Origin of the sequence: Janthinobacterium rivuli (genome assembly GCF_009208735.1) — a bacterium.
Lineage (GTDB): Bacteria > Pseudomonadota > Gammaproteobacteria > Burkholderiales > Burkholderiaceae_D > Janthinobacterium.
In genome coordinates this window covers 1-461 of the sequence record NZ_WFLJ01000067.1, presented here as the reverse complement: position 1 = coordinate 461, position 461 = coordinate 1, and the positions used below count along the sequence as shown (strand labels likewise).

Below are 461 nucleotides of genomic sequence, written 5' to 3'. Positions count from 1 at the left end.
CACCCAGGCCATGCCGCCGCCGGCCGGCGTGGCTTGCACGGGCGTGGCGACGAAGCCCTTGCCGTTGGCGACAAACACATACTGCTGGCGCGCGTCGCCCGTGCCGCGCACCAGCGCCACGGCCGGCACGGCCACGCCGCCCGCCGCACCGGCCCGCTGTGTCGGGCGCAGCAGACGCGCCTCGACGAAGGCGTTCACCTTCAGACACGTGTCCTGGCCCACTTGTTGCGCGCGCAGCGGCGCGCCTTGCGTGGCGGCGTCGACGACGGGCGAGATGGCCGCCACGCGCAGTTTGGCGCAGCCGTCCACCTGCAGCAGGTCGCCCACGCGCAGCAGCGGCAGTTGCGCGCGCGTCGCCTGCAGATTCACCCACAGGGGGCCGCTGGCGGCCACGCGGGCCAGCGGCGCGCCCGCTTCCACGTGCTGCCCGGCCTCGACCGGCAACGCCAGCACGGTGCCGG

Annotated in this window: 1 protein-coding gene; it reads right to left on the bottom strand. The window is 75.7% G+C overall.

Translation table 11 applies throughout. The annotated features are described in order from the left end of the window. Positions 1–461: HlyD family efflux transporter periplasmic adaptor subunit (locus tag GCN78_RS28925; RefSeq protein WP_152254751.1), on the bottom strand; the 461-nt coding region annotated here is incomplete at both ends.